The sequence below is a fragment of the Polymorphospora sp. NPDC050346 genome (genome assembly GCF_040655695.1).
Lineage (GTDB): Bacteria > Actinomycetota > Actinomycetes > Mycobacteriales > Micromonosporaceae > Polymorphospora > Polymorphospora lycopeni.
In genome coordinates, this window is sequence record NZ_JBFAKM010000021.1 from 42,019 (window position 1) to 67,468 (window position 25,450).

Annotated in this window: 23 protein-coding genes; 14 read left to right on the forward strand and 9 right to left on the reverse strand. The window is 71.9% G+C overall.

Translation table 11 applies throughout. From position 1 onward, the window contains the following. Nucleotides 1-987: a LacI family DNA-binding transcriptional regulator gene (locus tag AB0I42_RS21595; RefSeq protein WP_357539345.1), complete on the reverse strand. Its 987-nt coding sequence runs from the start codon at nucleotides 985-987 to the stop codon at nucleotides 1-3. A gap of 129 nt (nucleotides 988-1,116) precedes the next feature. After that, nucleotides 1,117-2,859, reverse strand: coding sequence for an arginine--tRNA ligase (argS, locus tag AB0I42_RS21600; RefSeq protein ID WP_357539346.1), 1,743 nt, complete (start codon nucleotides 2,857-2,859; stop codon nucleotides 1,117-1,119). Nucleotides 2,860-2,969: 110 nt separating this feature from the next. Between argS and AB0I42_RS21605 the strand changes: the two genes are divergently transcribed. The 7 genes from AB0I42_RS21605 to AB0I42_RS21635 all read left to right on the forward strand — a co-directional run bounded on the left by AB0I42_RS21605 (nucleotide 2,970) and on the right by AB0I42_RS21635 (nucleotide 10,842). Beyond that, the gene (locus AB0I42_RS21605; RefSeq protein WP_357539347.1) at nucleotides 2,970-4,748 is read left to right on the forward strand and encodes a hypothetical protein; all 1,779 of its coding nucleotides are present in this window, start codon (nucleotides 2,970-2,972) and stop codon (nucleotides 4,746-4,748) included. A 104-nt stretch (nucleotides 4,749-4,852) separates the two neighbouring features. Beyond that, on the forward strand, nucleotides 4,853-6,691 hold the full coding sequence (recQ, locus tag AB0I42_RS21610; protein ID WP_357539348.1) for a DNA helicase RecQ: 1,839 nt from the start codon (nucleotides 4,853-4,855) through the stop codon (nucleotides 6,689-6,691). Beyond that, complete coding sequence (locus AB0I42_RS21615; RefSeq protein ID WP_357539349.1) at nucleotides 6,688-7,812, forward strand: sensor histidine kinase; 1,125 nt, start codon at nucleotides 6,688-6,690, stop codon at nucleotides 7,810-7,812. The genes recQ and AB0I42_RS21615 overlap by 4 nt, the downstream gene beginning before the upstream one ends. Next, the gene (locus tag AB0I42_RS21620; protein ID WP_357539350.1) at nucleotides 7,805-8,476 is read left to right on the forward strand and encodes a response regulator transcription factor; all 672 of its coding nucleotides are present in this window, start codon (nucleotides 7,805-7,807) and stop codon (nucleotides 8,474-8,476) included. Before AB0I42_RS21615 ends, AB0I42_RS21620 begins: the two co-directional genes overlap by 8 nt. Before the next feature lie 76 nt (nucleotides 8,477-8,552). Then, a complete protein-coding gene (locus AB0I42_RS21625; RefSeq protein ID WP_357539351.1) occupies nucleotides 8,553-9,281 on the forward strand; it encodes an ATP-binding cassette domain-containing protein in 729 nt (242 codons plus the stop codon). A gap of 2 nt (nucleotides 9,282-9,283) precedes the next feature. After that, nucleotides 9,284-10,057, forward strand: coding sequence for a hypothetical protein (locus tag AB0I42_RS21630; protein WP_357539352.1), 774 nt, complete (start codon nucleotides 9,284-9,286; stop codon nucleotides 10,055-10,057). Beyond that, nucleotides 10,057-10,842, forward strand: a complete 786-nt coding sequence (locus AB0I42_RS21635; RefSeq protein WP_357539353.1) for a hypothetical protein — start codon at nucleotides 10,057-10,059, stop codon at nucleotides 10,840-10,842. The genes AB0I42_RS21630 and AB0I42_RS21635 overlap by 1 nt, the downstream gene beginning before the upstream one ends. 99 nt (nucleotides 10,843-10,941) lie before the next feature. Here the strand turns inward: AB0I42_RS21635 and AB0I42_RS21640 are convergent, their stop codons facing one another. From AB0I42_RS21640 to AB0I42_RS21670, 7 genes are read right to left on the reverse strand one after another with little or no spacing between them, the layout of a single operon-like run. Next, a complete protein-coding gene (locus AB0I42_RS21640; RefSeq protein WP_357539354.1) occupies nucleotides 10,942-12,252 on the reverse strand; it encodes an FGGY family carbohydrate kinase in 1,311 nt (436 codons plus the stop codon). Then, entirely contained in the window at nucleotides 12,249-13,229 is a 981-nt protein-coding gene (locus AB0I42_RS21645; protein WP_357539355.1) for a hexose kinase, read from the reverse strand. The genes AB0I42_RS21640 and AB0I42_RS21645 overlap by 4 nt, the downstream gene beginning before the upstream one ends. A gap of 4 nt (nucleotides 13,230-13,233) precedes the next feature. Then, nucleotides 13,234-14,220: a sugar phosphate isomerase/epimerase family protein gene (locus AB0I42_RS21650; protein WP_357539356.1), complete on the reverse strand. Its 987-nt coding sequence runs from the start codon at nucleotides 14,218-14,220 to the stop codon at nucleotides 13,234-13,236. A 29-nt stretch (nucleotides 14,221-14,249) separates the two neighbouring features. Beyond that, nucleotides 14,250-15,284, reverse strand: coding sequence for an ABC transporter permease (locus AB0I42_RS21655; protein ID WP_357539357.1), 1,035 nt, complete (start codon nucleotides 15,282-15,284; stop codon nucleotides 14,250-14,252). A 2-nt stretch (nucleotides 15,285-15,286) separates the two neighbouring features. Next, entirely contained in the window at nucleotides 15,287-16,831 is a 1,545-nt protein-coding gene (locus tag AB0I42_RS21660) for a sugar ABC transporter ATP-binding protein (protein ID WP_357539358.1), read from the reverse strand. 41 nt (nucleotides 16,832-16,872) lie between these two features. Continuing rightward, a complete protein-coding gene (locus AB0I42_RS21665; protein WP_357539359.1) occupies nucleotides 16,873-17,934 on the reverse strand; it encodes a sugar ABC transporter substrate-binding protein in 1,062 nt (353 codons plus the stop codon). Nucleotides 17,935-17,992: 58 nt separating this feature from the next. Next, nucleotides 17,993-18,841 (reverse strand): DeoR/GlpR family DNA-binding transcription regulator, encoded by an 849-nt coding sequence (locus tag AB0I42_RS21670; protein WP_357539360.1) that lies wholly within the window; start codon nucleotides 18,839-18,841, stop codon nucleotides 17,993-17,995. A gap of 294 nt (nucleotides 18,842-19,135) precedes the next feature. Between AB0I42_RS21670 and AB0I42_RS21675 the strand changes: the two genes are divergently transcribed. The 7 genes from AB0I42_RS21675 to AB0I42_RS21705 are packed head-to-tail and all read left to right on the forward strand — an operon-like array spanning nucleotide 19,136 to nucleotide 25,388. Further along, the gene (locus tag AB0I42_RS21675; protein WP_357539361.1) at nucleotides 19,136-19,717 is read left to right on the forward strand and encodes a glucose-6-phosphate isomerase family protein; all 582 of its coding nucleotides are present in this window, start codon (nucleotides 19,136-19,138) and stop codon (nucleotides 19,715-19,717) included. Further along, nucleotides 19,704-20,396, forward strand: a complete 693-nt coding sequence (gene deoC, locus AB0I42_RS21680) for a deoxyribose-phosphate aldolase (protein WP_357539362.1) — start codon at nucleotides 19,704-19,706, stop codon at nucleotides 20,394-20,396. The genes AB0I42_RS21675 and deoC overlap by 14 nt, the downstream gene beginning before the upstream one ends. Then, nucleotides 20,393-21,346, forward strand: a complete 954-nt coding sequence (locus tag AB0I42_RS21685) for a hypothetical protein (RefSeq protein WP_357539363.1) — start codon at nucleotides 20,393-20,395, stop codon at nucleotides 21,344-21,346. The genes deoC and AB0I42_RS21685 overlap by 4 nt, the downstream gene beginning before the upstream one ends. Beyond that, nucleotides 21,343-22,137, forward strand: a complete 795-nt coding sequence (locus tag AB0I42_RS21690; protein WP_357539364.1) for an MBL fold metallo-hydrolase — start codon at nucleotides 21,343-21,345, stop codon at nucleotides 22,135-22,137. Before AB0I42_RS21685 ends, AB0I42_RS21690 begins: the two co-directional genes overlap by 4 nt. Continuing rightward, entirely contained in the window at nucleotides 22,134-23,021 is an 888-nt protein-coding gene (locus AB0I42_RS21695) for an SIS domain-containing protein (RefSeq protein ID WP_357539365.1), read from the forward strand. The genes AB0I42_RS21690 and AB0I42_RS21695 overlap by 4 nt, the downstream gene beginning before the upstream one ends. Then, a complete protein-coding gene (locus AB0I42_RS21700; protein WP_357539366.1) occupies nucleotides 23,018-24,523 on the forward strand; it encodes an FGGY family carbohydrate kinase in 1,506 nt (501 codons plus the stop codon). Before AB0I42_RS21695 ends, AB0I42_RS21700 begins: the two co-directional genes overlap by 4 nt. A 10-nt stretch (nucleotides 24,524-24,533) precedes the next feature. Then, complete coding sequence (locus AB0I42_RS21705) at nucleotides 24,534-25,388, forward strand: class II fructose-bisphosphate aldolase (RefSeq protein WP_357539367.1); 855 nt, start codon at nucleotides 24,534-24,536, stop codon at nucleotides 25,386-25,388. Nucleotides 25,389-25,450 lie beyond the last annotated feature (62 nt).

Consider the following 25,450-nt stretch of genomic DNA (forward strand, 5'->3'; position numbering starts at 1 on the left):
CTAGGCCGAACGGCGTACGACCAGGTGCAGGAACTCGCCGTCGCGGTCCGGCGCCGGCCGGTCGTCCAGTTCGGCCAGCACCGAGTCGACCACCACCCCGGCCAGCGCGTCGATGTCGATGGCGACGGTGGTCACCCCGATCGCGGCGATCGGCACGTTGTCCACCCCGATCACGTCCAGGTCGACGCCGGCCCGCAACCCCATCGTCTCCAGCCCGGCCATCAGCACCAGCGCGACGTCGTCGTTGTGGGCGCAGACGGCGGTGACCGGCTCGGGCCGGTCCCGCCACGACGCGACGGCGGGCCGTACGCCGGCGCGCTCGAAGTCGACCACCTCGACGACCGGTTCCGGCAGCCCCGCTTCGGCACACACCTGGCGTACGCCGCTGAGCCGGCTGTCGGCGAAGACCTGGAGGTGCGGGTCGCCGGGCATGGCGAACCCGAGCCGGCGGTGGCCCTTCGACAGCAGGTATTCGGCCTGCATCCGGCCGATCCGTGGGAAGGAGACGATGCCGTCGACGTCGACGAGCCGGGCCTCGGCGTATTCGACGGCGGCCCGCTCGTCGGCGCTGAGGCCACCGGTGGTGACGACCAGGGCCGGCGACACCAGCCCCCACAGGTCGGTGATCGACCGCAGCGCCTCGGCGTGGTGGTGCACCAGCAGGGCGTATCCGCGGGCGGCCAGGGCGGTGTTCAGCGCGTCGAGTGCCTTGTCGAACAGGAAGCCGATCCCGAAGCCGGGCACCAGGGCGAGGACGAGGTTGGTGCGACCCGACCGCAGGGCCCGCGCCGGCGCGTACGGCATGTGCCCGAGCCGTTTCGCTGTCGACCGGACCAGTTCTCTGGTCGCCTGGGAGATGTTGCGGTTCGATACGTCGTTGAGCACGTAGCTGACCGTCGCCCTGGACACCCCGGCGGCGCGGGCGACGTCGGCGCTGGTGACCCGGCGCCGCCGGCCGGCCGGACGATCGCCATCGACAGTGGTCACTGCATTGCCCGCTCGGGTAGACCTCGCATGGCGGTCGATTATCGCACGGGGTAACACTGCGCGACGATCCGGAGACAGGTTGGCCGGGGCGGGCGTCTCCGCTTCGGTCCGGGGACGCCCGCCCGGGCCTCACATCCGGTCCGGCGTGCCGATCCCGAGCAGGTACAGCCCCTGACGCAGCACCCGGGCGGTGAGGTCGCACAACACGAGCCGGCTGTCGCGGACCGGGCCGTCGGCGCGCAGGACCGGGCACCGCTCGTAGAAGCCGCTGAAGGTCGCCGCCACCGTGTGCAGGTAGCCGGCTAGCCGGTGGAACTCCAGGCTCTGCCCGACCTCGGTGACGACCGGCTCGAAGCCGAGCAGTTCCAGCGCCAGGGCCCGTTCCGCCGGATCACCGATGACGACGGGGGCGCCGGCCGGTACGCCGGTCCCGGCCCGCCGGAAGATGGACCGGATCCGGGCGTGGGCGTACTGGAGATAGGGGGCGGTGTTGCCGTCCAGCGACAGCATCCGCTGCCAGTCGAAGACGTAGTCCTTGATCCGGTCGGTGGACAGGTCGGCGTACTTCACCGCCCCGATCCCGACCGCCCGTGCCACCTCGGCGACGGCCGCCCCGTCCAGGTCGGGGTTCTTCCGCCGGGCCAGTTCGGCGGCCCGTTGGACGGCCTCGTCGAGCAGGTCGACGAGCTTCACCGTGCCGCCGGCCCGGCTGCGCAGCATCCGGCCGTCCGGCCCGAGAACCGAACCGAAGCCGACGTGTTCGGCGGTGACCGGCGGCCGCAGCCAGCCCGCCTCCCGGGCGACCGCGAACACCATCTCGAAGTGCTGCCGCTGCGGTGTCCCGACGACGTAGAGCAGCCGGGTCGCGCCCAGGTCCACTACCCGGTGCCGGATCGCCGCGAGATCGGTGGTGCCGTACCCGTACCCGCCGTCCCGCTTGCGGACGATGACCGGCAACGGCTCGCCGTCCCGGCCGGTGAAGCCGGCCGGGAACACGCAGGCGGCGTCGCCGCTGTCGCGCAGCAGTCCGGCCCGGTCCAGTTCGGCGACCACCGGGGCGAGCCGGTCGTTGTAGCGGCTCTCCCCCTGGAAGTCGGCGGCGGTCAGGGTGACGTCGAGCCGGCCGTAGACGGACAGGAAGTACCGCTCCGACTCGGCGACCAGCAGCCGCCACAACCGCGACGTCAGCTCGTCGCCGCCCTGCAACGCCACCACCCGGCGCCGGGCCCGTTCCCGGAACGCGTCGTCGGCGTCGAACTTCACCCGCGCCGCCCGGTAGAACGAGTCGAGGTCACCGACCGACAGCTCGTGCGCCGCCGTCGCCTCCCCCAGGTCGAGCAGGTGCTCGATCAGCATCCCGAACGGCGTGCCCCAGTCACCCAGGTGGTTCGCCCGGAGGACGGTGTGCCCGAGCCACTGCGAGAGCCGTACGGCGGCGTCGCCGATGACCGTCGACCGCAGGTGGCCGACGTGCATCTCCTTGGCGACGTTCGGCCCCGAATAGTCGACGACCACGGTCTGCGGCGTGCTGCTGGCCGGGACACCCAGCCGGTCGTCGGCGGCCATCTCGGACAGCAGCGAACCGAGCGCGCCGTCGGCGACGGTCAGGTTGACGAAGCCGGGCCCGGACACCTCGACGGACGCGCACAGGCCGGAGAGGTCGGCCCGGCGCACCACCTCGGCGGCCACGTCCCGTGGTGCCCGGTGCAGCCGGCGGGCCAGCGACAGGGCGGCGTCGGACTGGAAGTCCGCGTGCTGCGACCGCCGTACGGCCGGGCCGACCGGCTCACCGGAGCCGGCCTCGCCGCCGGCGGCGGTCACCGCCGCAAACGCCGGTGCCAGCCGGTCGGCGAGCAGCTTTTCGAGATTCATCGGTACGCCAATCTCGGCCCGGCCACGGTGCGGCCACGGGCCCGACGGGGCGGACCGGTCGACGGTGAGATGCATCCGGCGGATCGATCCGCCGGACACGGAAAAGGTCAGTGCAGGCGGTCTGGCAGGGCTCGCAGGCGAGCCGCCCGTCGCTCGCGCAGAGCCGACGGGACGCACAGACCGGTGCTGGACATGGCCGAAGCGTACCCGGAAGCGACGCCCTCGGCAGAGCGGATATCCGGTCGCGAATAAATGCCATCGAGACTGTCGGTAGCCGCTGCTATACACCTCGCATGCGACCAACCCCCCTCTCGCGGTGGCTGACGCGCGTGGCTCTGATCATGGCCACGTGCGTCGCCGCCTCCACCGTGGCCGCACCACCGGCCACCGCCCAGCCGTCCGGGCTGACCCTCAAGTCCCTCAGCTTCGCGTCGAAGCGGGTCGACGTCCGCGAACAGAGCGTCGCCGTCACCCTCACCTGGACGGTCCGCAACACGAATCCCGAAGCCGAATACCTGTCGGGCTCGGTCCGGTTGCGGATGGCGGGCAGCACGCCCGGCACGTACGTCGGGACGACGCGGGACATCAACTTCTGGCTCTACAGCAGTTGGGAAGGCGTCCGCCACGTATCGGGTGACGCCCAGGAATCGACGTACGAATACGACTTCGTGGTCCCGCGCTACGGCAAGACCACATCGGCGCTGTGGGTGGTCGCCGGCTTCAACGCCTCGGACGACAAGGGCGCGACGCTGACCCTGGAGGGCGCGCAACTGGCTGGGCACCGACCGTGGCTGAAGGCCCGCACGTTGGTCGACTCGACCCCTCCGACGATCGCTTCGATCGAATCTCAAAGCAAGCTCTCCTATGTGTACGTCGGCTCCCCGCCCGCTGGCCTCGGGTACGACGCCCGGCTACAGGACTCTCAGGCCGGATTCTGGAAGGGAACCCTCCGGGTGGTCGGCCCCGACGGGCAGATCCTCACCGGGGACTTCGAAGCGAAGTCGTCATCGTGGGAGCAGGATTGTCGACCTCCGAGTTTCGGCGGTGACATCACGGACTGCCCAATCCTGGTCGACGTACCAGCCGGCACGGTCTCCGGTGTCTGGCAGATCGCCGATCTGACGCTGTTCGACAACGTCGGCAACGAGACGACAATTGTCCCGCCGGGCACGGCCCCGGTCACGCTCACCTCCAACGAGGTGGTGAGCGTGAGCGACTTCTCGGCCACCCCGAACCCGGTCGACAACTGGAGCCAGGACGCGACCACACGGATCCGCCTGGACGTCGAAGGGGCCCAGAACGGCATCAGCACGGTTCGGGTCGACTTCGAGATGCCCTGGTGCCAACTGGACGGCAGCGGCCCGACCATCGATCCTGATGGCGCGGTCTCGGTCGGCGTCATCGTCCGCCGACATGCACAGGAATGCATCGTGAACGGTGTGCTGGTGGTGGGTGGCGCCGGCAACGCCGCCGTCTACGGTTACCAATGGGGCACCGACCCCTTACTGATCATCAACCGCTTGCCGAACACCACTCCACCGACGGCAAGTGCGGTGGTCCTCACTCCCACGACCGTCTCCCGGAGTCAGGCGGCCCACACCACGCCGACCCTCACCATGCAGGTGACCGCCCCGGTCGCCCCGCTCACCGGATATGACCTCAACTTCTACGACAGTGCCGGCAGCTTGGTTGCCAACTACGGCGGTGGTGCCGGGACTGCACCGGACGGAACCTTGCGCCTGTACGCCCACCTGCCCTACGGAATCGCGGCCGGCACCTACTCGTACGGCTTCACCCTCCACGACGCGAGCGGGCTGCGCTCGTCGTACGGGGTGAACGGCCAGCCGCTTCCGGGCGGGCCACTGGAAATAACGGTCACCGACGACTGAACCGGGAAGGGAGGGCAGCGCCGACGACGGTGCCCTCCCGCCTCGTCGGCCCGTCGGGTACGACGCCGCACCCGGCGGAGAGCGGTGACTCGTAGACTGCGCGGATGGCTTCCCCCGTCGAAACGCACGGCAAGAACCCGTTGGAGATCCTCCGCAGGGTGTTCGGCTACGACGAGTTCCGGGGCAACCAGCGGGAGATCATCGACCAGGTGGTCGGTGGCGGTGACGCGCTGGTGTTGATGCCGACCGGTGGCGGCAAGTCACTCTGCTACCAGATCCCGGCGCTGATCCGTGACGGTGTCGCGGTCGTCGTCTCGCCGCTGATCGCGCTGATGCAGGACCAGGTCGACGCGTTGCACGCGGTCGGCGTACGCGCCGGTTTCCTCAACTCGACGCTGGACTTCGACACCCGGCGGATGGTCGAGGCGGAGTTCCGGGCCGGCGAGATCGACCTGCTGTACCTGGCGCCGGAGGCGCTCGGCTCCCCCGGCACGGTCCGGCTGCTCGAGAGCGGGAAGATCGCGCTGTTCGCGATCGACGAGGCGCACTGTGTGGCGCAGTGGGGGCACGACTTCCGCCCCGACTATCTGGCACTGTCGATGCTGCACGAGCGGTGGCCGGACGTACCCCGGATCGCGCTGACCGCGACCGCGACGACGGCGACGCACGACGAGATCGCGACCCGGCTCGATCTGAAGGACGCCCGGCACTTCGTCGCCAGCTTCGACCGGCCGAACATCCAGTACCGGATCGTGTCGAAGCGGGAGCCGCGCCGGCAACTGCTCGACCTGCTGCGCAACGAGCACGCCGGGGATGCCGGGATCGTCTACTGCCTGTCGCGGGCGTCGGTGGAGAAGACGGCCGAGTTCCTGGTGCAGAACGGGATCGCCGCGTTGCCGTACCACGCGGGGTTGGAGGCGGCGACCCGCGCCGAGAACCAGAAGCGGTTCCTGCGCGAGGACGGCCTGATCATGGTGGCGACGATCGCGTTCGGGATGGGGATCGACAAGCCCGACGTACGGTTCGTCGCCCACCTGGACCTGCCGAAGTCGGTCGAGGGCTACTACCAGGAGACGGGGCGGGCCGGCCGGGACGGGTTGCCGTCGACGGCGTGGCTGGCGTACGGGCTCCAGGACGTGGTGCAGCAGCGGAAGCTGATCGACGGGTCGGAGGGCGATCAGGCGCACCGCCGCAACCTGGCCGCGCATCTCGACGCGATGCTGGCGCTGTGCGAGACGGTCGAGTGCCGGCGCGGGCAACTGCTCGCCTACTTCGGCCAGGCCCAGGCGGAGAAGTGCGGAAACTGCGACACCTGCCTGGAGCCGCCGGAGTCGTGGGACGGCACGATCGCGGCGCAGAAGCTGCTGTCGACGGTGCTGCGGCTGAAGCGGGAACGCAACCAGAAGTTCGGCGCCGGCCAGTCGATCGACATCCTGCTCGGCCGGCAGACCGAGAAGGTCGTCCAGCACGGCCACGACTCGCTGACGGTCTTCGGCATCGGCACCGAGTTGAGCGAGCCGCAGTGGCGGGGCGTGGTCCGGCAACTGCTGGCGCAGGGGCTGCTCGCCGTCGAGGGCGACTACGGGACGCTGGTGCTGACCGACGCCAGCGCCGAGGTGCTCGGCAGGCGGCGGACGGTGATGATGCGCCGGGAACCGGAGCGGCCGGCGGCCGGCCGTACCCCGAAGCAGAAGGCCGACCGGAGCCCGGCACAGGACCTGGACCCCGAGGCGACGAAGTTGTTCGAACGGTTGCGGTCCTGGCGGGCCGCGACCGCGAAGGAGCAGGGGGTGCCGGCGTACGTCGTCTTCCACGACGCGACGTTGCGCCAGATCGCGGCCGACGCGCCGACGTCGCTGGCCGAACTCGGCCGGGTCAGCGGGGTCGGGGAGAACAAGCTGGCCAAGTACGGCGGGTCGATCCTGGAACTGCTCGCGGGGTGAACGGCGGCCGGCGCGGGCGGGTGCTGCGCCCGTTCGGTGACATCGGGCTCGCGCTGGCCGTCGTCGTCGTGCTGTGGCTGCCTGCGCTGGCTTCGGCCGGGCCGGCGGCACGGTGGGCCGGGGTCGGGCTGGCGGCCGTGGTCGTCGCCGGTACGGCGGCCCGGTGGCGGCTGCCGCTCGCCAGCCCCGTCGCGGTCTTCGCCGCGACCGGGCTCGCCGCCGTGCTCGGTGTGACGGGCGATCCGTTCGTGGCCGCCGCGTGGGCGCTGTATCCGGCGGCCGTGCGGTGGGGTTCGCGCTCGCCGTGGTTTCCGGCGGCACTGTTCGTGGCGGTCGTGGCCGGCGCGACGGTGGTGGGCGCGCCCGCCACCACCGCCGCGCTCGAGACGGTGCGTTACGTGACGGCGGCTGTCGCCCTGCTGGCCGGGTCGTGGATCGTGGGCAGCCTGGTCGGCCGCCAGGCGCGGGCGGCGGCGGAGGCGGCCCGGGCACAGGCGGACCGGCGGGCGGCGGAACACCGGCTGCGGGTCGCCCGCGAGGTGCACGACGTCGTCGCGCACACGCTGGGCACGATCGGCATCGAGGCGGGAGTGGCCCGGCACGTCGCCTCGACGCCCCCGGAGGAGATGCGTCGCACGCTGGCGTCCATCGAGTCGTCGGCCCGGCAGGCGCTGGGGCAGATCCAAAGCCTGCTGCGCACGCTGCGCGACGACGAGGAGATCGACCGGACACCGACCCCGGGGCTGACCGACCTGCCCGGCCTCGCCGAGCGGGCGACGCGGGCCGGGTCACCGACCACCGTCACGGTCGCCGGAACGCCCGGCCTGGACGCGGACGCCGAGCTGGCCGTGTACCGGATCGTGCAGGAGGCGGTCACCAACAGCGTCCGGCACGCCCCCGGCGCGGCCTGCCGGGTCGAGGTACGCGCCGATGCCGGCGCCACGGTCGTCACGGTCCGCGACACCGGGCCGGGCCGACCGGCCGGCAGCACCGACGGCAACGGCCTCGCCGGCCTCCGGGAACGCGCGGCCCTGGCCGGTGGCACCGTCGCCCTGGGCAACCATCCCGACGGTGGTTTCCAGGTGCGGGTCAGTCTGCCGAGGGAGGAGCCGGATGGCTGACGACGAACCGGTACGGGTCCTCGTCGCCGAGGACGTACCGCGGATCCGGGCCGCGCTGTGCACGCTGGTGCGCAGCGACCCCGGCCTGCGGCTGGTCGCCGACGCGCCGACCGGTTCCGACGCCGTACGGCTGGCCCGCGACCTGCGCCCCGACGTGGTGCTGATGGACATCCAGATGCCCGGCACCGACGGGCTGGCGGCGGCCCGCGCCATCCTCGACGGGACCGCTGCCACCCGGGTGCTGGTGCTGACGACGTTCGACACCGACGAGTACGTGTACGAGGCGCTGCGGATCGGGGTGTCCGGGTTCCTGTTGAAGAACGCTCCGCCGGAGGAGATCCTGCGCGGCGTCCGGGTCGTGCACGCCGGCCACTCCATGCTGGCGCCCGAGGTGACCAGCCGGCTGATCCGGGTGTTCGCCACCCGCCCGGCCCCGGCCACGGCGCGCCGGCTGATGCCGCCCGGCGTCGTGCTCTCCGAGCGGGAGATCGAGGTCGCCGGCCTGGTGGCGCGCGGGCTCTCGAACGCCGAGATCGCCCGCGAGTTGTTCCTGAGCCCGGAGACGGTGAAGACGTACGTCAGCCGGATGCTGGCGAAGCTCGGCGTGCGGGATCGCACCCAGCTCGCCGTGCTGGCGGTGGAGGCGGGCCTGCTCCGTCCGTAGGTGTCAACTTTCGGGGGACACCGGACGCGGCCGCTCCTGTGACGCTGGCGGTCCACAGCGTTCCGGGAGCCGTTCGATGAGAATCCAGGTCGACAACCTGACCAAGCGACATCGCGGGAAGTACGCGATCCGCGACGTGAGTTTCACCGCCGAGCCCGGAAGGGTCACCGGGTTCCTCGGCCCGAACGGGGCCGGCAAGTCGTCGACGCTACGCATCCTGCTCGGCCTCGACCGCGCCGACGCCGGCCGGGCCCTGTTCGACGGCGTCGAATACCGCCGGCTCAGAAACCCGCTGCGTACGGTCGGGTCGATGCTGGACGGCAGCGGGGCGCACCGGTCCCGTACGGCCCGGGCGCACCTGTCGTGGGTCGCCCGCAGCAACGGCATCCCGAAACGCCGGGTCGACGAGGTGCTCGAGACGGCCGGCCTGGCGGAGGCGGCCCGCCGGCCGGTGGGGCTCTTCTCCCTCGGCATGGGGCAGCGGCTCGGCCTGGCCACCGCCCTGCTCGGCGAGCCCGAGGTGCTGGTGCTGGACGAACCGGTGAACGGACTCGACCCCGACGGCATCCGGTGGGTCCGGACCTTCCTGCGGCGGTACGCGGCCGATGGCCGCACCGTACTGCTCTCCAGTCACCTCATGGGCGAGATGGCCGACACCGCCGACGACCTCGTCGTCATCAGCGCCGGGCGGATCGTGACGCGGGGTCCACTGGAGACGGTGACCGCCGGGCACGCCAGCCTGGAGGACGCCTTCTTCGCGCTCACCGACGCCGGTGCGGCGCACCGGTCCGGCCAGGGAGGCTGACGGTGGTCGGCACTCTCGGCGCGGAACTCAGGAAGGCGCTCGGCCTGCCCGGCGTCGTCGTCGGCGCGGCCCTGGCCGTCGTGGTACCGGTCGGTATCGCCGCGCTCTCGGCGTTCTCGCTGCGTAGCGCGCTCGACAGCGGCCGGGCCGCCACCCTCGCCGATCCGTCGACTGTCGACAGCGGGTTCGGTGAGCTGGGCCTGGGGGTCGTCGGGGCGGCGATCCTCGGCGTCGTCATCGTCAGCAGCGAATACACCGCCAACCGGGTCAAGGCCGGCGGCGGCCGCCAGGTCAGCACCACCCTCACGGCGATGCCGCACCGGCTGCGGGTGCTGGCCGCCAAGCTCGCCGTTCTCACCGCTCTCGTCGTCGTGCTGGCGGCGGTCGCCGTCCCGCTCACCCTGGCGGTCAGCGGGTTCCTGCTCGGCGACCACGCCCAGCCGTACGGCGACCACCCGGCCCGGGCCGTCGGCGCCGGCCTGTACTGGCTCCTCACCGCCTGGCTCGCGTTCGGGATCACGCTGCTCACCAGGAGCGGGATCGTTCCCCTGGTCGTGATCGTCGCCAACGCCTCCCTCGTGTCGGTCACCTACCTGCTCGCCCGGTCGGTTCCCGCCGCGCGGTTCCTGCCGGACGTGGCCGGTGCCCAGATGTTCGCCCGCGAATACCATGCGCCGGACATGCTCGACCCGGTCACCGGCGGCCTCGTCATGGCGGCGTGGGCCGTCGCGCTGCTCGCCGTCGCCGGCACCGTCTTCGTCCGCCGGGACGCCTGATGGGGTTGCGGGCGCTCGGTCGTGTCGCGGGCGCGGAACTCGGCAAACTCGGCACCCTGCCGGCCGTCCGGTGGACGGTGGCGGGCACCGTCGGCGCCTCGGCCCTGCTGTCGGCGGCGGTCACGAACGCGGCCCTCGGCCGGTCCGGCATGACGGAAGCGGGTGCGGCGGAAACGGGTGCGGCGGGCGCGGTGGATGTCGCCGCTGCCGCGCTGCAATCCGTCGGACTTGTCCAGATCGGGCTGGTCCTGCTCGGCATCCTCGCCGTCAGCAGCGAGTACGCCGACGGGCAGATCGCCACCAGCCTCGCCAGCGTCCCGGACCGGATGCTGTTCCTGATCGGGAAGACGGTCGCCTGGCTCGGTGCGGCACTCGGCACCGCACTGCTCGGCGTCGCGACGTCGTACGGGGCCGCGTACCTCGTGGTGCGCCTCGACGGGGCACCGGCCAGGGACGGCGGCGAGGTCGTCCGGGCGCACGCGGGGGCCGTCGGCTACCTCGTGCTGATCGGCCTGCTCGCCTACGCGACCGCGTTCCTGCTGCGAAACGCGGTCGCGACGGTGGCGACGACGCTCACCCTCGTCCTGCTCGTGTCGCCGTACCTGGCCCGCTTCGGCGGGGCCGCCAGGTTCCTGCCCGACATCGCCGGGAAGCAGGCGTTCCACCTCGGGTCGCTTCCGCCCGGGGCGTTGTCACCCGGTACGGGGATCCTCGTGCTGCTCGGCTGGTGCGTGGCACTCCTGCTGCTCACGGGCGTCACGTTCCGGCGCCGGGACGCGGGTTGACCACTCCCCACGCGGCTGAGCACTCGACGCGGCTCCCGATGATCGTCTGCTGCTCAGACAGTCACGGCACGGCGTGTCGAATGTCTGAGCAGCAGACGATCAATCCTGGCTGAGGTGCGCGGGTACGTCCGCCGTCCCGGTCACACCGAGCTGGGCGAGTACGGCGACCCCGAGCACCGTCGCCTCGGGTTCGACGACGAACCGCAACCGGCGGTTCGTCGCCTCCTGGCGCATCCGGCGCCACACCGGCGAGCCGGCGGCGACCCCGGCGATGGTCACGTCGGCGATCTCGGTGCGGCCGAGGTGACCGAGCCGGACCGTGGTCGCCTCCGCCTCGACGGCGAGCCCTTTGAGCAGGCTGGCCATCGCGTGGGCGCGGGTGGCGTCCATCGGCAGGTCGGCGAGCCGGATCAGCCGCCGGTCGGCGTCGATCACGGCCGGTTCGACGTCGTGGACCACCGCGGCGATCTCGTCCCACATGACCGCGTCGTCCACACCGGCGTAGAGCATGTTGTGCCACGCCTGGTAGTAGCGGCCGGACGGGGTGGCCCGGTGCACGAACCGCAGCCCGCCGGCGACGAAGACGCCCTCGTCGATGCCGGGTTCGAGGGTGTCCGGCAGTTCGTCCAGCAGCAGCAGCTGCGCCTCGGAGGTGCCGGCGGAGACGTAGACGTCGCCGGGATTGCGTACGCCGGCACCGAACGCGCCGCACATGTGGTCGTGGCCGCCGGTGACGACGGGTACGCCGGCCGGCAGCACGCCCGCGCCGGTCGTCCGGCCGACGACGGTGGCGCTGCCGACCAGTTCCGGCAGGGCGAGGGTGGTCAGGCCGAGGTCGGGCAGCGCGTCGTCGCGCAGCACCCCCCGGCGTACGTCGAGCAGCCCGGTCCGCGAAGCGTGCGAGACGTTGAGGAAGACCGGGGCGGCCCGGTCGGCGAGCAGATCGCGGGCGACGAAGTCGGCGAGGCAGGTGAAGCCGCGGGCGGCGGCGAACGCGTCCGGCAGGTGCCGGGCCAGCCAGCGGAGCTTGAAGACGGAGAACGTCTCGTCCACATCAGACCAAACGGTGCCGGTCAGTTCCGCCTTCGCCTCCCGGCCGTGGGTGGCGTACCAGGCCAGGACCGGGGCGGTGACGGTGCCGTCGGCGGCCAGCAGGACGACCTCCTCGCCGACCGAGCCGACACCGACGCCGGCGAGTTCGCCGACGCGTACGGCCGGGTCGGCGAGCAACCCTGCGAGCAGGTCCTCGACCGAGGCGGCGAGCCGGCCGGCGTCGCGCCGGCCACCCCACGCGTCGTCCTCGACGACGGTCGGGGCGTGCCGCAGCGCGACGAGGCGGCCGGCCGCCGTGTCGTAGCAGCCGACCTTCGTCCGGGTGGTGCCGATGTCGACCCCGAGGAACTGGGTCACGGTGTCACCGGTGTCACCGGGGTGGTGGTGACGGTCACCTGGTCGCGGAGCTTCGTGACCAGGTCCGGGTCGACGTCCGGGGTGAGCGAGGCGGCGTTCGCGGCGCCCATCGCCGACGCGAGCACGAGCGCGGCGGCCGGGCTCGCGCCACGCCCGAGCGCGACCGCGAGACCGGCGAGGAACGAGTCGCCGGAGCCGGTGGCGTTGCGGGTCTCGACCTTCGGCGTGTCGACCGCCAGCCGCTCGGCCCCGTCGATCCACAGTGCGCCGTCGGTGCCGAGGGTGACGACGAACGTCGCCCCGGTCTCGGCGTGCAGGTCACGCATGGCGGCGGTGGCGGTGGCGAGGTCGGGCAGGTCACGGCCGAGCACGCCGGCCAGTTCGTGGACGTTGGGTTTGACGACGAGCCGGCCGGCCGGCGGCGCCGACCGGACGTCGTCGATGACCCGGGCGAGCGGCTCGCCGTGCGCGTCGACGATCACGGTCGCGCCGGCGGCCAGGGCGAGCCGGGCGATCCGGGCGTGCAGGTCCGGCGGGCAGCCCGGTGGCAGGCTGCCCGTCGACACGACCACGTCGCCGGGTACGACGTCGGCGGCCAGGCCGGCGAGCAGCTTCTCCGGCTCGCCGGGTGCGATGTCGGGGCCGCGTTCGTTGAGCACCGTCGAGCGTCCGGTGCTCTCCTCGATGACGACCGGGGTCACCCGGGTGTCGCCCTCGACCTCGATGTGCCGGTCGAGTACGCCCAGGTCGGCGCAGCCGCGCCGGATCACCTGGCCGGTGAACCCGCCGACGAAGCCGTGCGCGCTGACCGTGGCGTCGAGCCGCCGCGCCCCCCGACAGACGATCATGCCCTTGCCGCCGGGAAGGCTGCGTACGGTCGTGACCCGGTTGACCTCGTACGGGTGGAACCGGTCGACCACCTGGAGCCGGTCGAGTGCCGGGTTGGGGCAGACGACGTGCAGCGTGAAGCCGGACACCGCGCTACTCGGAGTCGATCTGGTAGAGGGCGAAAAGTTCCTCGTCGCTGGCACCGAGTACCTCTTCCTCGCGCTCGCGGAACGTCTCCGCCGAGACGCGGACGAGTTCGTCGAGCTTGTCGGTCTGCGGCGGCAGGTTCATCGCAGCGTACGGGTTGCCGCCGGCACCGAGCGGCTCGGCGGAGCAGTAGTTGTCGCCGCGCTGGTAGCCGATGGCATAGAGGGCCATGATGGTCACGTCGAGGTCGAGCAGGCCGTGGCCGAGCGCGCGGCGGTTCGAGTCCGCCATGTGCAGGTTGAGCATGCGGTGGCCGTGGTCGAGGATCGTGGCGCCGATGTGCAGCTCGCCGCTGAGCATGTGGTAGAGGTCGCCGTTGAGGTGCGAGATCGCCGGGTGGTCGACGAGGTCGAGCAGCCGCAGCGCCTGCTCGAAGGTGTGCACGATGCTGGTCTCCTCGGGCCGGATCGGCTCGACGGCACCGCGGATGCCGGCGGCGGCGAAGTCGTCGGCGACCAGCTTCATCGTCTGCGCCGACCGCTCCACCTCGTACGAGTCGAAGGCGGTGGGCCGGCCGACCGAGGCGGCGCCGAAGAGCAGGTACGAGCCGCCGACCGCCTGGGCGAACTTGGCCTGGCGACGGAAGTACTCGATGGCCCGGGCCCGCACGTGCGGCAGGTTGTGGGCGAACTCCTGGTTCGGGGTCACCATGCCGCAGATGCCGGAGACGGTGAGGCCGTGGTCGCCGAGGATCCGCAGGGTCTCGTCGGGCTTGTAACCGAGGTCCTCGGAGTAGAGGTTGCCGTGCAGTTCGATGTACCGCACGCCGTTCTTCGCCAGGCGGGCCGCGGACACGGCGAGGTCTTCGGCGCCGAAGCCCCAGTTGCTCCAGCCGAACTTCAGCCGGGACTCGTCGGCGGTGTGGTTGCGCCGGGCCTCGACGAAGGCCCGCACGACCCGCTGGTCGTGGACGCGGAATGGTTGCGGCTTCATGGTGCTCGTGTCCTTTCGAAACGCGGGGATCAGGCCTTGCGGCCGGCGAAGCGGCGGGTCAGTGCCTTGGGGTGCAGGTGCCGGAGGTTGCCCTGGCGCCACTGGTCGAACAGGGCGGCGAGGACGATGACCAGACCGATCGACAGCTGCTGCAGGAACGGCGACAGGGCGAGCAGGATGAACGCGTTGCGCAGCACGCCGAGCAGGCAGGCGCCGAGGAAGGCGCCGATGATCGAGCCACGGCCGCCGGAGAGGCTGGCGCCACCGATGACGGCGGCGGCGATGACGTCCAGCTCGTACCCCATGCCGGCCTGCGCCTCGGCGACGCCGACCTGGGTGGCGAAGACGATGCCGGCGACACCGGCGAGGGTGCCGATCAGCATGAAGGTGAGGATGCGGGTCCGGCCGACCGGGATGCCGCCGGTGCGGGCGGCGGTGTCGTTGTCACCGACCGCGGTGACCCGCAGGCCGAAGACGGTACGGGTGAGCAGGAGCTGACCGAGGATCACCAGGACCAGGAAGATGATCACGCTGACCGGGATGCCGCCGAACACCCGGCCCTGGCCGATGAAGGACAGCTCGCGCGGCATCGCCTGCGGCAGGCCGCCGGTGAGGAGTTGGGTGAGGCCACGGGCGATGGAGAGCATGCCGAGGGTCACGATGAACGAGCTGACCCGGCCGAGGACGACGACGGTGCCGACGGCGAGACCGGACAGGGCACCGACGCCGATGCCGATGAGCATCGCCAGCCACGGGTTCACCCCGCTGCCGAACGCCGCTCCGGCGGAGACCGCCGACAGGGCGAGCACGGAGCCGACGGAGAGGTCGATCTCCTTGCCGATGAGAATGAAGGTCTGCCCGATGGCGATGATGCCGATGACCACGACCGTCTGCAGGACGTTGTAGAGGTTGTCCCGGGTCAGGAAGTTCTCGTTGGCCAGGCTCACCAGCAGGCCGAGCACGATGATGACGCCGAGCAGGCCGGTCTCCTGGCGCTTGACGATCGACAGCGCGCCGTCCTTCCAGGACCGCCCCGGCTGCTTCGCAACGGTGGTGGCTGACATCTTTATCCTTCGGTAGCACCCATCGCCGCGGCGACGATGGGGTTGGGTCCGGAGTTGTTCGGGGCGTCGCGGGTCACCCGGCCCTGCCGGATGACGACGACGCGGTCGGCGAGTTCGACGACCTCCTCCAGTTCGGAGGAGATGAACCAGACGGCGAGGCCCTCGCCGTGGGCGAGTTCGCGCAGCGTCGCGTAGATCTCGGCCTTGGTGCCGACATCGACGCCGCGGGTCGGCTCGTCGAGGATCAGCACCTTCGGCCTGGCGGCCAGCGCGCGGGCGAGCAGCACCTTCTGCTGGTTGCCGCCGGACAGCGAGGTGATCGGCGCCTCGGTCGACGCGGCCTTGACGCCGAAGCGCCGGGCCAGGTCACGGGCGGTCGCCGAGGCCCGGCGCCCCGACACCCAGCCGAGGTGGCCGAGCTTCGACAGGATCCGGGCGGTGATGTTGTAGCCGACGCTCTGCGCGTGGAACACCTCGGTACGGCGTTCCTCGGCGACGTACGCGATGCCGAGCCGCTGGGCGGGGCCGGGGCCGGAGATGCGTACGGTGCGGCCGCCGACGGTGATCTGCCCGCGGTCGACCGGCCGGAGCCCGATCACGGCCTCGGCGATCTCGGTACGGCCGGCGCCGACCAGACCGGCCATGCCGATGATCTCGCCGCGCCGGATGTTGAAGTCGATGTCGGTGAAGCCCTCACCGGTCAGTCCGGTCACCTGGAGGGCGACCTCGGCGGTCTCGATGCCCTCGGCCCGCTCGGCGACCACCTCGGCGACGACGGCCCGCTTCTTCTCGCCGGCCATCAGCGCGACGGCCCGCTTCTGGTCGATCTCGTCGGGCGGGCCGGCGGCGACGAACGTGCCGTCGCGCAGCACGATCACGTTGTCGACGATCGAGTAGACCTCGGCGAGCCGGTGGCTGACCAGGACCACGGCGACCCCGTCGTCGCGCAGCTTGCGCATCACGGCGAAGAGCCGCTCGGACTCCTCGTGGGTGAGGCTGGAGTTGGGCTCGTCGAGGAAGAGCACCTTGGGCTGGCGGGACAGGGCCCGGACGATGTCGACCATCTGGCGCGACGCCGCGGACAGGTCGCGGCACAGCGTCGCCGGGTCGGGCAGGTAGTCGGCCATCTCGAGCCGGTCGAGCAGTTCCCGGGCCTTGTGCACGTTCTCCCCGCGCCGGGCCAGCGCGTACGCCGGGCGTTCGCCGAGGTCGTAGAGGAACAGGTTGTCGGCGATGGTCAGTTCGCCGATGAGCAGCGGTTCCTGGTTGACCACGACGATACCGGCGGCGATCGCCTCCAGCGGGGTGCCGAAGGAGACCTGGGTGCCGTCGAGGGTCAGGTGTCCGCGGTCCGGCTGCATCTGGCCGGAGCAGAGTCGGATGAGCGTGGACTTGCCGGCACCGTTCTCCCCGAGGAGTCCGGTGACCTGGCCGGCCGGGAACTCGAGCGAAACGTCGCGCAGTGCCTTGACCGCGCCGAACGACTTCGCCAGGCCGGCGGCCGCGAGGGCCGCCGGCTTGACGTCGTCCACCTGGGTGGGCTTCATGGGGTACGGGCCTTCTCTAGGCGGTTCAGGCTCTGGGCGATTCAGGAGACGCCCACGGCACCGAGCGGCAGCACCGACGGGTCGTGCTGGGCCAGGTTCTCCGCCGTGACGAAGGGCGCGGTGGCTTCCTGACGCACCGGGCTGGGGTTCTGGCCGGTGACGGCGGCGTTGAACAGTTCGATCGCCACGTTGTAGCCCTGGCCGAAGGCGTCCTGGCCGATCACGCCGTACATCGAGCCGTCCTTGATGGCCGCGATGTTCTCGGTGCTGATGTCGTAGCCGATGACCTTGACGGTCTCCTGCTTGCCGGCGGCGGCGACGGCCTGGGCCGCGCCGAACGGGCCGCCCGCGGTGGCGTAGATACCGACCAGGTCGGCGTTGGACTGCAGGTAGTTCTGCGCCGCGGTGTAGGTGTTGGAGGCCGAGTCACGGGCCTCGACGCCCTGGCTGACCGGGGTCAGGTTCGAGCCCGCCAGGCCGTCGATGAAGCCCTGGCGACGCTGCTCCGAGCCGGGGGCGGTGAACTGGCTGACGATGATGCCGACCTTGCCGGCCTGGCCGTTGGAGGCCTTGATCATTTCCTCGGCGGCGAGCTGGCCGGCCTTGTACTGCTCCTGCGCGTAGTTGATGGTGCCGCCGGAGCCCTCGACGCAGTCGAAGAGGGTGTTGTACGCGCCGGCCTTCTTGTCCTTGCCGGCCAGCGTCTGGATGTCGGCGCAGTTGCCCTCGCCGGCGATGAAGAACCCGACGCCGTCGTAGCCCTGGGCGTCGGCGGCGCGGATGGCGCTGGAGACGGTCTGGACGTCGATGTTCTCGCCCGCGACGATCCAGGTCACGCTGCCGTTCTTGTCGGACAGCACCCGGTTGGCGTAGTCGGCGCCGGACTTCACGTTGACCCAGTACGGGTTGTTCGCGAAGCCGATCATGGCGATCCGGACCTCGCCGTCGGGGGCCTGGTCGGTCGGGGTGGGCCGGTCGGCGATCGGGTCGCTCGGCCCGTCGTCGGAGCCGCCGCCGCCACCGCACGCGGTCGCGAAGAGGGTCACCGCCAGCAGCGCGGCGGCGCCGCGGGTGAGTGCCTTTACTCGGGTTCGGGAAGACATTCTTTCCTCCAGGGTGGTGGGGTGTGCGTGGTGATCACCGATCGGTCGCTGCCGGGGGTCAGCCATCAGCGAGGCGGACTTCCGTACCGAGCGCCCGCAGGTCGTCAACGGTCGCGCTCCCGATCCCCCGGTCGGTCACGATCAGGTCGACGTCCCCGATCGCGCCGTACCGGCAGGCGGCCCGAAGGCCGAACTTCGTGTGGTCGGTCATCAGTACGGCCTTCTGGGCCGAGGCGAGGATGGCCGACTTGACCGCGGCTTCGCCGGGGTCCGGGGTGGAGAGCCCCCAGGTCGGGTCGACGGCGTTGGCGCCGACGAAGGCGACGTCGAAACGCAGTTGGGCGAGGCGTTCGAGGGCCCAGGCGTCGACCTCGGCGTAGCTGGCCGGGCGTACCCGGCCGCCGATGGTCATGACCGTCGAGCGGCCCAGGTCGGTCAGTTCGAGGGCGATCTGCAGGGCGTTCGTGACGATGAGCAGGTCGCCCCGGTCGGGCAGCAGCCTGGCGAGGTGGCCGGTGGTCGATCCGGCCTCGATGAAGATGGCGCCGAACGGCGGGATCTCGCGGGCGGCGGCCCGGGCGATGGCGAGCTTCTCGTCGCGCCGTTCGGCGATGCGTCCGGAGACCCGGCCCTCGACGGCGAGGGTGACGTGGGCGACGGCGCCGCCGTGGATCCGCTGGAGATCACCGGCGGCTTCCAGCGCGGAGAGGTCGCGGCGGATGGTCTCGGCGTTGACCGCGAAGCGGCTGGACAACTCGGCGGCCTCGACCCGGCCGGCGGCGCGTACGAGGTCGACGATCTCACGACGGCGGGCGGACACGTTCATCGCGACGCCTCCCTCCAGCGGGTCGCTGTGGTTTCCCACCTGTGTCGTGTGGGTGAAGCCACAGATTTCGAGGAGCAACACTACATTTGGCTACCGGTATGTCAACGGGAGATTTTCAAACGTTACACCGAGATGACTCGAACCCACACTCAGCGCGAGCAGTTTTGTCCGCTTTTAGTGCTGGTATGAGGTTTTGGTTTCCCAAGATCGCCACTGCGGTGGTGAAAGAACGCTACACGCACAGCTCGCCAACATTGCCAGCGAGTGACACCGGCTTGTAAGTTTGCTACAAAGTGATCAGGAAGAGCGCGGCCGGACGGGGTTCGCACCACCCGAGCGCTGGACCCCGCCATCGGCACGAACAGAAGGAGCACCGTGTCCGAACCGCTGCCTGGACCGGCACTCGTCATCAAGCCCGAGGGGATGACGGGTCGCACCGGCCGCTACGAGAAGAAGCTGTCCGATCTCGACGGACTGTTCGCCGACGCCGAGGCGTTCGCCGCCCGGCTGGCGACCGAGGCCGACCGGGTGATCTACCACGTCGACGAGTTCCGGCCCTCGGGCGCGGCCGGTGACCTGATCACCGGGATCTCGACCCTGTCCGCCGGCCGGGTCGGCACCGAGTTCCACATGACCCGCGGCCACATCCACGCCCAGCACGACCGGACCGAGATCTACCACTGCCTGTCCGGCCACGGGCTGATGCTCATGGAGACCCTCGACGGGCAGACCGTCGTCACCGAACTGCGGCCCGGCGTCGTCGCGTACGTCCCGCCGGTGCACATCCACCGCAGCGTCAACCTGGGCGACGAGGACCTCGTCACGCTCTTCTGCTACCCGGCCGACGCCGGGCAGGACTACGGCATCATCGCCCGCTCCGGTGGTATGCGGCACCGGGCCGTCGCCGACGGCACGGGGTGGCGACTCGAGGAGAACACCAGCTATGTCCCCCGGTGAGCTGACCGGGCCGGCCCTGGCCCGCATGGTCGACATCAGCGCCGTACAGGCCCAGCACGGCCGGGCCGACGTCGAGGAACTGGCCCGGCACGCGCTGACCGGCGACTTCGTCGCCGCCCACGTACTGCCGTCCTGGCTGCCCGTGCTGCGGCCGCTGCTGGCCGGGTCGACCACCAACGCCGGCGCCCCGGTCGGCTTCCCGTCCGGCGGCTCGGCCACCCCGGTCAAGGTCACCGAGGCCCGCTGGCTGCTCGACGCCGGGGTGCAGGAGATGGACGTCGTCATGAACGTCGGCCTGGTCCGCTCCGGTGAGCTGGCCGCCGCCACCCGCGACGTCGCCGCCGTGCTCGAAGCCGTCGACGGACGCGTACCGGTCAAGGTCATCCTTGAGGTCGGCCTGCTCGACGCGGGTCAACTGCGCGACGCCGCCCGGGTCGCCGTCGACGCCGGCGCCGAGTCGCTGAAGACCGGAACCGGGTGGCAGGGCATCGCGACCACCCCCGAACACGTCCGCGTCATGCGGGAGATCGCCGGGCCCGACCGGGAGATCAAGGCGTCCGGCGGCATCCGCTCCCTGGAGCAGGTGCACGCCCTGCTCGACGCGGGCGCGACCCGGTTCGGCATCAACACCGCGTACGCCGTACGGCTGGTAGCCGAGGCCGGAGGGACCGCGCCGTGACCGCCGAGACCCTGACCCCCGACACGCTGCGCCCAGCCACGAGCCCGACGATGTACTTCGTCGGCGTCACCACCGGCTCGTCCGCGATCCACCGGGTCTTCGCCGCCTGGCGGCCGCTGCTCGGCCTCGACGACGTCGAACTCGTCGGCATCGACGTACCGGTCGGCGCCGACCCGGCCGTCTACCGGCGGGTGGTCGCGCACCTGCGCGACGACGAACTCTCCCGCGGCGCCCTGGTCACCACCCACAAACTCGACCTGTACGCGGCCAGCACCGACCTGCTGCGCCGGGTCAGCGACGACGCCGCCCGGCTGCGCGAGGTCAGCGCCCTGGTGGCCCGCGACGGCTGGATCGACGGCCACGCGCTGGACACCATCACCAGCCAGCTGTCCTTGCAGGCCATCGTGCCGCGGCTCGCCGGCCGCGACGTCCTGGTGATGGGGGCCGGCGGCGCCGCCCTCGCGCTCTGCGACTACTTCGCCCACCGGGCCGGTGACGACGCGCCCGGCCGGGTCGTCGTCACCGACATCGCCGACGACCGGCTCGCCTCGATCCGGACCGACATCGGCGGCGGCAACCCAGCGATCGACTGGGTCACGCACCGCCTCTCCCCCGGCGACACACACGACGAACTGCTCGCCGGCCTCGCCCCCGGCGCCGTGGTCGTCAACGCCACCGGCATGGGCAAGGACCGCTCCGGCTCGCCGCTGACCGACGCCGCCGTCTTCCCGTCCGGCGGGTACGCCTGGGAGTTCAACTACCGTGGCGAACTCGGCTTCCTGCGGCAGGCGCGGGCCCGCGCCGGGGCCGACGGGCTGACCGTCGAGGACGGCTGGCGCTACTTCGTACACGGCTGGACCCGGGCCGTCGACGCCGTCTTCGACCTGGGCATCCCGACCGCCGGGCCGGACTTCGAGCGGCTGTACGACGCCGCGCAGGAGGTGCGGTGACGGTGCGTGCCAGGTGGCTGGGGCAGGCCGGATTCCAACTCACGTACGGCGACGCGCACCTGCTCGTCGACCCGTACCTGTCGGACTCGCTGGCCCGCAAGTACGCCGGCACGCTCTTCCCGCACGTCCGGCTGCGCCCCGCCCCGGTCACCGTCGCCGGTCTGCCGGCGGTGCACGCCGTGCTCTGCTCGCACGCGCACACCGACCACATGGACCCCGACACCCTCGCCCCGCTGCTGGCCGCCCAGCCCGCGACCCGGCTCGCCTGCCCCCGCCCGGTGCGCGACGAGGCGCTGCGCCGCTCGGCCGCACCGGCCGACCGGATCGACCCGCTCGCCGACGGCGAGCGGGTCACCTACGGACCGTTCACCGTCACGGCGGTGCCGTCGGCGCACGAGACCCGGGTCCGCGACGACAACGGCGACGACCGCTTCCTCGGGTACGTCGTCGAGGCCGGCGGCCTGCGCGTCTACCACTCCGGCGACTGCGTGCCGTGGGACGGGCAGGCCGAACGGCTGCGCGAACTCGGCGTCGACGTGGCGCTGCTGCCGGTCAACGGCCGCGACCCGCACCGGCTCGCCAACGGCGTCCCCGGCAACTTCGACTTCGCCGAGGCGGTCGACCTGTGCGCCCGGGCCGGCATCGGAATCCTGGTGCCACATCATTGGGGCATGTTTGCCTTCAACACCGTTGACCCGGACGGCTTCGACCTCGACCTGGCCGCCCGCGGCGGCGTCGCCGTACGCGTGCCCGAGCACGGCGGCACCCTCGACCTGGCGGTGGCCCGATGAGCAACCCGCCGGTGCTGGAACGTCTCAACAACAGCCTCCAGTCGCTGCGCCGCTCCGAGCGCAAGGTCGCCGACGTGGTGCTCGCCGACCCGCACGCGGTCGTACCGATGACGCTCGCCGAACTCGCCGAGGCCGCCGGGGTCAGCCAGCCGACCATCGTCCGGTTCGCGAACGCGATCGGCTGCGACGGCTTCCACGACTTCCGGATCCAACTCGCGCAGAGTGTCGCGCTCGGCATCCCGGCCACCCAGTCGGTGATCGAGGCGCAGGACGGCACCGCCACCACGGTCAGCAAGATCTTCGACTTCTCGATCACGTCGCTGGACCACGTACGGCGCCACCTCGACCTCGCCGCCCTCGACAGCGCGGTCGCGGCGCTGGCCGCGTCGACCCACATCGTCTTCATCGGGCTGGGCGCCTCCGGCATCGTGGCGATGGACGCCGAGCAGAAGTTCCCGCTCTTCGGCGTGCCGTGCTCGGCGCCGGTCGACACCCACCAGCAGTTCCTGGCCGCGTCGACGAGTACGCCGACGACCGCGTTCGTGGCCATCTCGAACACCGGCCGGACAGTGTCCATCCTGGACACCGTCCGGGTGGCCCGGGAGCGCGGCGCGACCGTCATCGGGATCACCGGCGGGAAGACCCCGCTGGCCGAACTGAGCAACATCCCGCTCGTCGTCGAGTCGCTGGACAACACCGACATCTACACGCCGACAATCTCGCGGCTCGCCCAGCTCGTCGTCGTCGACATCCTCGCCACGATGGTCCTGCTGCGCCGCGACGGCACGGCGCTGGAGGACATCCGCACGATGAAGTCCCGGCTGTCGCACATGCGCTCCGGCCTGCAGCACGAGGCCGTACTCGACACGGACCGGCGGACATGAGCGAGGTCGTTCTTTCCTTCGACCTGGGGACCGGCGGCTGCAAGGCGGCGCTGGTCGACCGGGCCGCCCGGGTGGTCGGCACCGCCTTCGTCGGGTACGAGACCGGCTATCCGGCACCGGGCCGCCACGAGCAGCGGCCGGCGGACTGGTGGGACGCGGTCGTCCGGTCGTCCCGCGAACTGCTCGCCGCCGACGGCGGCCGACACGAGGTCGTCGCCGTCGGGCTGTCCGGGCACAGCCTGGCGATGGTGCCGGTCGACGCGGACGCGAACCCGCTGCTGCCCGCCGTACCGATCTGGTCCGACACCCGGGGTGAGGATGCCGCCGCCGGCTACTTCGCGCCCGGCGGCCGGTCCGAGGACGCCTGGTACGGCCGCACCGGCAACGGGTTCCCGCGCGGCATGTACACGGTTTTCAAGGCGGCGTGGCTGCGCGCCGAGCACCCGGACGTCGCCGCCCGCACGGTCCGGATCCTCGGTAGCAAGGACTGGGTCAACGCGCGGCTGACCGGCGTCCAGCGCACCGACCAGAGCTACGCCTCCGGCAGCGGCGCCTACGACCTCGCCACCCGGCGGATGCTGCCGGACGTGCTGGCCGCCCTCGACCTGCCCGCCGACTGGTGGCCGGAGATCGTGCCGTCGACCGCCGTCGTCGGCCACGTCACCGCCGACGCGGCGACCGCGACCGGACTGCCGGCCGGAATCCCGGTCGTCGCCGGCGGCGTCGACAACTCGTGCATGGCGCTCGGCGCCGGGCTCGACCGGGCCGGCGAGGCGTACGTCTCCCTCGGCTCGTCGAACTGGGTGACGGTCGCCGCCACCGAACCCGTACTCGACCCGGTCGGCCGGCCGTTCGTCTTCGACCACGTGCTGCCCGGCCTGTACATCTCGGCCCTGTCGACGTTCGGCGGCGGCAGCAGCCTGAACTGGCTGGCCGGGATACTCGGCCGCGACGGCGACCTCGACGCCCTGCTCGACGAGGCGGCCGCCGCACCGGTCGGCGCCGACGGCCTGACCTGCGTACCGACACTCGCCGGCGGCACCGTCGCCGAGGGCGGCCCGGCCGTCCGCGGCGCCTTCCTCGGCCTCGACCTCGGGCACGCCCACGGCCACCTGGCCCGTGCCCTGGTCGAGGGGATCGGCTTCAGCCTGGCCGACGCCGCCGCCACCATGCTCGCCGCCGTACCGACCGCGCCGGAGATCACCGCGACCGGCGGCGGTGCCCGCGGCCGGCTGATGCTCCAGGTCCTCGCCGACCTCATCGGCCGCCCGGTCAGCCGGCCGGACGCCGCCCAGCACGGCGCCGCCCTCGGCGCCGCCACCCTGGCCCTGCTCGGCACCGGAGCCTGGACCGGCACCGAACCGCTGCGGGCCGCGCGGCACGCCGCGCTGCGCGTCGACCCGCGCCCGGAACTCGCCGACGCGTACGCGCTGCCGCGCGCCCGCTTCGACGCCGCCCGGTCCGCGACCCGGACCCACGCGACCGCAACCGCCAGCAAATAGGAGAGAAACCATGCCCCTCGCCGATCCACGACCGATCCTCGCCGCCGCCCGCAGCGGGCGGTACGGCGTCGGGGCGTTCAACACCACCCTGCTCGAACACGGCGAGGCGCTGGTCGCCGGTGCCGAAGCCGCCGGCGCGCCGCTGATCATGCAGATCAGCGAGAACGCGGTCCGCTACCACGGCGGGCTGCGCCCGATCGCGCTCGCCACCCTCGCCCTCGCCGAGGCGGCGACCGTTCCGGTCGTCGTACACCTCGACCACGCCGAGGACGTCGACCTCGTGCACCAGGCCGTCGACCTCGGCTTCACCTCGGTCATGTACGACGGCTCCAAGCTCCCCGACGACGAGAACCGGGCCACCACCCGCCGGGTCGTCGAGCACTGCCACGCCAACGGGGTCGCCGTCGAGGCGGAACTCGGCGAGGTCGGTGGCAAGGACGGGGTGCACGCCCCCGGCGTACGCACCGATCCGCAGGACGCCCGCCGGTTCTGCGCCGACACCGGCGTCGACTCGCTCGCCGTCGCGGTCGGCACCTCGCACGCGATGGCGTCCCGGGACGCGGTCGTCGACCTGGACCTGGTCGCCGCGATCGCCGAGGCGGTGCCGGTGCCGCTGGTGTTGCACGGCTCCTCCGGCGTCGACGACGCGACACTGTCGACCGTGGTGACCCGTGGCATGACGAAGGTCAACATCGCGACCCACCTGAACAAGGTCTTCACCCGCGCCGTACGGGAGAGGCTGGACGCGGACCCGAAGGTGATGGACGCCCGCAAGTACGTCGCCCCGGCCCGCGACGCGATGGCGGCGGAGGTCGAGCGGCTGCTCGGCGTACTCGGTGCCCGGGGAACGGCGGCGCGCCGGTGAGCGAAGCGAACCAGCAGGCTCAAGCGAACTCACGCGACCGCCGAGCGGAGCGAGGTGGGCGC

Excerpts from the sequence above, each read along its gene's own strand:
- AB0I42_RS21700 (WP_357539366.1), top strand. The coding sequence starts at position 23,018 with ATGAGCGAGGTCGTTCTTTCCTTCGACCTGGGGACCGGCGGCTGCAAG.
- AB0I42_RS21650 (WP_357539356.1), bottom strand. The coding sequence starts at position 14,220 with ATGAAGCCGCAACCATTCCGCGTCCACGACCAGCGGGTCGTGCGGGCC.
- AB0I42_RS21695 (WP_357539365.1), top strand. The coding sequence starts at position 22,134 with ATGAGCAACCCGCCGGTGCTGGAACGTCTCAACAACAGCCTCCAGTCG.
- AB0I42_RS21625 (WP_357539351.1), top strand. The coding sequence starts at position 8,553 with ATGAGAATCCAGGTCGACAACCTGACCAAGCGACATCGCGGGAAGTAC.
- AB0I42_RS21660 (WP_357539358.1), bottom strand. The coding sequence starts at position 16,831 with ATGAAGCCCACCCAGGTGGACGACGTCAAGCCGGCGGCCCTCGCGGCC.
- deoC (WP_357539362.1), top strand. The coding sequence starts at position 19,704 with ATGTCCCCCGGTGAGCTGACCGGGCCGGCCCTGGCCCGCATGGTCGAC.
- AB0I42_RS21665 (WP_357539359.1), bottom strand. The coding sequence starts at position 17,934 with ATGTCTTCCCGAACCCGAGTAAAGGCACTCACCCGCGGCGCCGCCGCG.
- AB0I42_RS21655 (WP_357539357.1), bottom strand. The coding sequence starts at position 15,284 with ATGTCAGCCACCACCGTTGCGAAGCAGCCGGGGCGGTCCTGGAAGGAC.
- AB0I42_RS21705 (WP_357539367.1), top strand. The coding sequence starts at position 24,534 with ATGCCCCTCGCCGATCCACGACCGATCCTCGCCGCCGCCCGCAGCGGG.
- argS (WP_357539346.1), bottom strand. The coding sequence starts at position 2,859 with ATGAATCTCGAAAAGCTGCTCGCCGACCGGCTGGCACCGGCGTTTGCG.
- AB0I42_RS21620 (WP_357539350.1), top strand. The coding sequence starts at position 7,805 with ATGGCTGACGACGAACCGGTACGGGTCCTCGTCGCCGAGGACGTACCG.
- AB0I42_RS21635 (WP_357539353.1), top strand. The coding sequence starts at position 10,057 with ATGGGGTTGCGGGCGCTCGGTCGTGTCGCGGGCGCGGAACTCGGCAAA.
- recQ (WP_357539348.1), top strand. The coding sequence starts at position 4,853 with ATGGCTTCCCCCGTCGAAACGCACGGCAAGAACCCGTTGGAGATCCTC.